The sequence below is a fragment of the Magnetospirillum sp. LM-5 genome, from assembly GCF_902729445.1.
Taxonomy (GTDB): domain Bacteria; phylum Pseudomonadota; class Alphaproteobacteria; order Rhodospirillales; family Magnetospirillaceae; genus Magnetospirillum.
In genome coordinates, this window is sequence record NZ_CACVCE010000057.1 from 1 (window position 1) to 5,318 (window position 5,318).

9 protein-coding genes and 1 pseudogene are annotated in these 5,318 nt (G+C 66.5%); 2 read left to right on the forward strand and 8 right to left on the reverse strand.

All coding sequences use genetic code 11. The features are described 5' to 3' along the window. From MTBLM5_RS16250 to MTBLM5_RS16270, 5 genes and pseudogenes are all read right to left on the reverse strand, one after another. Positions 1 to 255, reverse strand: a pseudogene (locus MTBLM5_RS16250) (recombinase family protein); the annotation flags it as partial. Then, the gene (locus MTBLM5_RS16255; RefSeq protein WP_254431095.1) at positions 252 to 929 is read right to left on the reverse strand and encodes a tape measure protein; all 678 of its coding nucleotides are present in this window, start codon (positions 927 to 929) and stop codon (positions 252 to 254) included. The gene MTBLM5_RS16255 and the pseudogene MTBLM5_RS16250, both read right to left, overlap by 4 nt. Positions 930 to 1,144: 215 nt before the next feature. After that, positions 1,145 to 1,660 carry a hypothetical protein gene (locus MTBLM5_RS16260; protein ID WP_173977110.1) on the reverse strand — a complete coding sequence of 172 codons (516 nt, stop codon included), beginning with the start codon at positions 1,658 to 1,660 and terminating at the stop codon, positions 1,145 to 1,147. A 2-nt stretch (positions 1,661 to 1,662) separates the two neighbouring features. Continuing rightward, entirely contained in the window at positions 1,663 to 2,622 is a 960-nt protein-coding gene (locus MTBLM5_RS16265; protein ID WP_173977111.1) for a phage tail tube protein, read from the reverse strand. Between the two features lie 23 nt (positions 2,623 to 2,645). Next, positions 2,646 to 3,074: an acyl-CoA transferase gene (locus MTBLM5_RS16270; protein WP_173977112.1), complete on the reverse strand. Its 429-nt coding sequence runs from the start codon at positions 3,072 to 3,074 to the stop codon at positions 2,646 to 2,648. Between the two features lie 52 nt (positions 3,075 to 3,126). On the opposite strand from MTBLM5_RS16270, the gene MTBLM5_RS16275 reads away from it, so the two are divergent. Together MTBLM5_RS16275 and MTBLM5_RS16280 are read left to right on the forward strand one after the other, a co-directional pair. After that, complete coding sequence (locus MTBLM5_RS16275; RefSeq protein WP_173977113.1) at positions 3,127 to 3,384, forward strand: type II toxin-antitoxin system RelB/DinJ family antitoxin; 258 nt, start codon at positions 3,127 to 3,129, stop codon at positions 3,382 to 3,384. Next, complete coding sequence (locus tag MTBLM5_RS16280; RefSeq protein WP_217425049.1) at positions 3,381 to 3,653, forward strand: type II toxin-antitoxin system YafQ family toxin; 273 nt, start codon at positions 3,381 to 3,383, stop codon at positions 3,651 to 3,653. Before MTBLM5_RS16275 ends, MTBLM5_RS16280 begins: the two co-directional genes overlap by 4 nt. A 6-nt stretch (positions 3,654 to 3,659) precedes the next feature. Here MTBLM5_RS16280 and MTBLM5_RS16285 read toward each other — a convergent pair whose 3' ends face one another. From MTBLM5_RS16285 to MTBLM5_RS16295, 3 genes are all read right to left on the reverse strand, one after another. Then, entirely contained in the window at positions 3,660 to 4,298 is a 639-nt protein-coding gene (locus tag MTBLM5_RS16285; RefSeq protein ID WP_173977114.1) for a DUF6441 family protein, read from the reverse strand. Then, positions 4,295 to 4,591 (reverse strand): hypothetical protein, encoded by a 297-nt coding sequence (locus MTBLM5_RS16290; protein WP_173977115.1) that lies wholly within the window; start codon positions 4,589 to 4,591, stop codon positions 4,295 to 4,297. Before MTBLM5_RS16290 ends, MTBLM5_RS16285 begins: the two co-directional genes overlap by 4 nt. Further along, positions 4,591 to 5,318 (reverse strand): major capsid protein (locus MTBLM5_RS16295; protein ID WP_173977116.1); only part of this gene is annotated, 728 nt, incomplete at its 5' end. The genes MTBLM5_RS16290 and MTBLM5_RS16295, both read right to left, overlap by 1 nt.

A 5,318-nucleotide genomic window follows, 5' to 3' on the forward strand; every position in this document is an offset into this window, starting at 1 on the left:
AATCATGTTGGCGATGTCGCCGATCAGTTCGATCTCGAATCCCTTGCCCTCGGTCGGATGCACCACCACCCGCTCGATCAGGGCGCGGATGATCTCGGTGGCCTCGGTGCTGCTGGCCGGGTCACCCAGGGCGTCGTGCAGGCTGCCGACCTTGGCGCGGTACAGCTCCGACAGGTTGGGATGCAGGCGGGGCAGGGGAGCTTGCGGCTCAGACAGGCGGCGCTCCAGCTCGGCCTTGCGCCCCCCCCAGATCATCCAACTGGCCCTGGAGGCCGGGAGCGCGGAATCCGTCGGCGATGGCGTCGATCAGGCCGGTGGTTCAGTTCCTCGGCGCGAAGCGTGCCCGACGACAGCCCCTGGGCCAGACCGAACAGGGATTGCTCCAACTGCTCGGACGACGCGCCCAGGGCGATGGCGGTGGACTGGAAGCCCTCCAACAGGGAGCGGGATTCACCAGTGGTGATGATCCCGGCCTTCTGCAACGCCGCCAGCCGGGAATAAGCCCCGACCACCGTCTCCAGGGCGGTGCCGGTCTTCTGCGCCTGGGCATAGAGATAGCTGGTGGTTTCGGTCAGCGCCGCGGCGCCGACTAGGCCCTTGAGGCGGGCCTCCAGGCTTTCCACCTTGATGGTGGACTCCACCATGGCCTTGCCGAAGAAGCCGATGGCCGCGCCCGCCGCCAGCCCCGCCGGTCCCAGCGCCATCATCACCGAGCCGATGGGGCCAAGCCGGGAAGCAAACCCCGCCATGCCGCCCTGGATGTCCTGGCTGGCGGCATTCATGGCCAGCAGCGACTTCGACGCCGGTTGCGCCGCCGACTCGATCCTGGCCAGCGCCTTCTGGCCGTCGTTACCCAGTTGGATCAGGCTACGGCGCACGGTTTCGCCGTCCTGCAGGGACAGGCGGATGGAGACGGATTTGGTGGCCATGGATCAGGTCTCGGTTTGAACCTTTGCGGAACCGGCCACCATTCCCCGCTCGGCGAAAGGCAGCAGCCGAACCAGCAAAGGCCGGTCGTAACCCAGTGCCTCGGCCTGGATCAGCAGAGCCGGAAGGTCGAGGCCGGTGATGCCGCCACGGGGACCGATACGGATGGTGCCGACATTGCCGGTCAGGAGTTCCCAGGCTTGCCAACCGGATTCGGTCAGGGGGGCGTTGCGGTCATAGGGGCAGTCGCAGTCTCCTCCACAGCCTCGGCAGTATTCAGGCCCGCCGCCGAAGTGCCATTCGGCGCGGGCCTGGAGACGTTTCCCTCGGCGATGACCGCTTCGTGGGTTTCGGTGTACTGGACCACGAAGGACTCGGCCATGCGGGGAAGCTGCATCAGCTCGGCGATAGCGGCATCGGTGATCTCGGCTGGCTCGTCCGCCTCGTCCAGCACGCCCTCCCATTTGGTGATGGCCGACCGGGCCAGCCCTTGGGCGAAAAGCATCTGCGACAGCCCGGCCAGGGCATCCTCGTCGGACAGATCGGGCAGGCCGGTAATGTCGGCCCCGGCGGCTTTCAGATCGGCGTGCTCGGCGGCGATGGCTCGCGCCATGCGCCAGCCACGCGACCGGGCGGCCTCGTACACCGCCGTGGTCAGGGGACGGACGAACACCCGGACCCCATGGGGCAGATCGAGCCAGTACGGCTCCTTCGGCAGGGAGAGCCTGATCATGGTCAGTACCCCGCCACGTCGTTGACCAGGGTGACGCGGAGCAGATACCCCGCCACCGGGTCGCGGGCTGCGCGCCAGTCGTAGCTGGCCTGGATGCCGCCGGGGCCTTTGATCTCCTGCTTCTTCTTGGGCAGGAAAACGCGAGGCAGATGGAAGGTCAGGGCAAAAGCTGAGCCGGGGATGGTGAAGCCGTATTCCATCGCCACCGGGCTCTCGGCGGCGATGGCGGTGGTCAGCGTGGTGTCGGTGCCGAAGCGGATATCCACCGAGCCTTCGGCGGTGGCCTCGGTTTCGTCCACGCCGTCGATCAGCCCGTCGGCGCGGATGGTCTCGACCCGCTCCAGATTGTTGGAGAAGGACAGCTTGCCGCCCACCACATTGGCCAGTTGGCCACCGCCGACCCGGATGGTGCCGCTACCCTGGCTGAACCGCTTCAGGGCGAAGGTCGTCGGGGTGGCGTCGATGGTGGTGGCGGCTTCGGCCTCGCCCTGGGCGATCACACCGATGCTGGCATTGGCGGCCCCGGAGCGGGCCATGTCGAAGGACAGCTTGTCCAGCTTGGCCCCGCCGTGGCGGAAGAATTTCGGCGCCGCCAGTTGGGCATGACCGATCTCGATGGCGAGGCTGGGGAGCGTGCCGCCCGAGGTGAAGACATGGTCGAAACTACCATCACCGTTATCCGCGGTGGCGGGAGCGCCAAACAGACCCTTCAGCCAAAAGCCGAGCGCCCGCACATCCAGCGGCACGCCGATATCGCCCTCGTCCTTGATCGCCTCGTAGAACGGGTCCTGGGCGTCACGGCCCTGGCCCAGCAGCGGGTCGTAGCCCAGCGGCCGCTCGGCCCCCAGGCTGGATTCCTTGAACGACAGCCGTCCATAGCCGTCGGCCGGAAGCACGCCGTAGCTCGCCTCGAAGGCGGCCAGCAGCACGCAATCGGCGCCGTAAGCGCGCGTCTTGCCCATATCGAAACTCCGGTCGGAAAGGGTCAGGCCAACGGATCGTCGCTGGCGTAATGGATGGTGATCGGCACCGAGGTGCCCCGCAGGGCGGCGGCACCGTCTATGGCGAGCCCGGATGTCTTGGGGGCGCCCCAGTCCAACCATTCCACCAGGCCGCCGAGGGAGCGGTCGGAGGACAAGGCCGCGCCCACCGCCATCAGCAAGGTGTCGAGGGCGGCGCTGTCGTCGTCCTGGCCGCGCTGGAGGATGATCTCGATCTCGGCTTGGTGTTCCCACAGGTAGGTGACCGGCGACAGCACCACCTCGGGGTCACCCGGATCGCCGTCGCGCAGGATGATCAGACCTCCGGCGGGAACCGTCTCGGGTAGTGGCGCGTCCCGCTTGGCCGTGGCATCGGGCACTGTTTCCAGTCGCGCCAGCAGGGCGGACAGAATTTGCTCACGAATGCTGGACATTGAAATGTTCCCCAAATGAGGCACATAATGAGGGAAGCCAAGGAGGCCCCTCATGTCGAAGACCGAATCGATCCGTGCCCGCGTAGAACCTGACCTTAAGGCCCAGGCCGAAGCCGTTTTCGGTGCGCTCGGGCTAACCCCGACTGAGGCAATCACGCTGTTCTATCGGCAGGTGACGCTGCATCATGGCTTGCCGTTCCCCGTCCGCCTGCCCAACGAACCCACGCAGGCGGCGCTGCGGGATGCCATGGATGGCGAGAATCTGACCGACTGGTCGAGCCTTGATGCGTTGAAGGCAGCCCATCGTTGAGCCTGCGCCTTCGTACCACGAAGCAGTTTGAGCGCGACCTCAAGACGGCGACCAAGCGGGGCAAGAACCTCGACAAGCTGTGGACCGTGGTCGAGTGCTTGGTCAACGGTGAGCCGCTGGCAGTCCGACATCGGCCCCATCGCCTGTCCGGGAACTGGAGCCCTTGCTGGGAATGCCATATCGAGCCGGGCTGGCTGCTGGTCTGGTACCAGACCGAAGAAGAATTGGTGCTGGCGGCCTCCGGCACCCATTCTGACCTGTTCGGCTGATCGGGCCTATTCTCGCCAATTCCTGACGATCAGCTCCGGCAGCGCCGAAGCCCACCGCTCGGCGACGCCATCCACGTCGAGGCGCTTCTTCAAGCTCACCTGCGGCACCAGGATGAACATCACCACGGTGGCCAGCCCGCGCCCGGAGCGGAGCGCCGAGGCGCTGCCCTTGGCGAAGCCTCCCCGCTTGCCGGTGCGGGCCCGCATGTTCTCGGCCACCAGCAGCGAGGGGGCACCCCGGCGGTAGATAAATCGCAGCCGGCTGCCGTGCATCTGCTCCCACAGGCCGGGCGTCATGCGCTTGGCCCTCGGCCCGGTCCCGGCGGCGGGTGTGGGAATGGCCAACCAGAAGCCGTGCTTGGACTTGATCACGGTACCCTGGTCGAAGGCGCGGATGATGGTGGGAGCCCTGGTGAAGACGAAGCCCGCCGGTTTGATGCTTTTGCGCCCCTTGGGATAAAGCTCGGCCCGCCAGGTGTTGGCGAGGCGCTGGCCCATCCCCGCCTCGGTGACCTGGCGGCGAAGATCGGTCTTCAATCCGTCGGCGGCGTGGCGCATGGCGGCGGTGACGGCGTCCTCGGCGTCCTTGATTTCCTCGGCCATGATCTTGCGCAGATCGCCGGAAAGGGCTGCCACCAGTTTCATGCCGGTCTCGTGTCCAAGGTCCAAATCAGCCGCTCGGCATCTAGGCGGGGTTCACCCTGGACGACGAAACTGTCGCCGTCATGGACAATCACATCCCCCGCCTGGGGAGCCAGAACCTCCCGCCGCCGGATCTCGAAGACCGCCGTCCCCGTGTGGACGGTGATGTCCGAGAACTCGATGTCGCGGTCGGGCCGTCGCACCAGGGCACGCACGGGGCTGCCCTGGTAGCTGACGGTGACCGCCACGTTCGGATCGGCGAACAGGTCGTCGAAGGCGTCGGCGAACGCGGTCATCAGTTCCCCGAGAACAGACGCACGGCCAGACGCGGGCGCTTGTTGACCGGCAGGATGGACGCCTCGGTCTTGACATCGATGGCGCTACCGTCCTGACGGGCAAGCTGCCGGGCGTACATGGGCACGCCCAGGGTGTTGACCGTCTCGATCAAATTGGCCGGTGCGCCATAGGTGACGAAGGTGTCCATGGTGCCCAAGGGAAAGGCGATGCCTTCGCCCGCCGGGATCAGGGTTTCGGTCTGGCCGGTGGAGAGGGTGACGGTGGCGCTGTATTCCTCGAACACCATGCCGGCGAAGGGGAAGCGGCGACGCACGTCTTCTCGGAGCGGCTGGGCACCGGTGGAGGAGAAGTACTGGTAGGCCTGCTCGACCTTCGCATGGCCGATCAGTTTGTCGAAGTATTCCGGGGACACCAGGGCCAGCACGCCGGTCATGGTTTCGCCCTTGAGTTCCGTCTCCACCTTGCGCAACACGTCGCGGATCTTGGCCTGGACGTTGGTGGTGGCGGTGCCCAGGGCGAAATCCACCTGCTGGCGGGCGAGGCCGAATTCGCTGAAGTAGTCGTAGAGGGTGGAACCACCGCCATCGCGGACGATGCCCTTCAGCGCGTTGACCTCCATGAATTCCCGCGTCTGGGCGTGCTTACTCCGCATGCGGGTCAGCTTGCGCTCCATGACGGTGGCCAGGGGATCGGCGGCATCGGCGACGCCGAAGCCACGCACGCCCT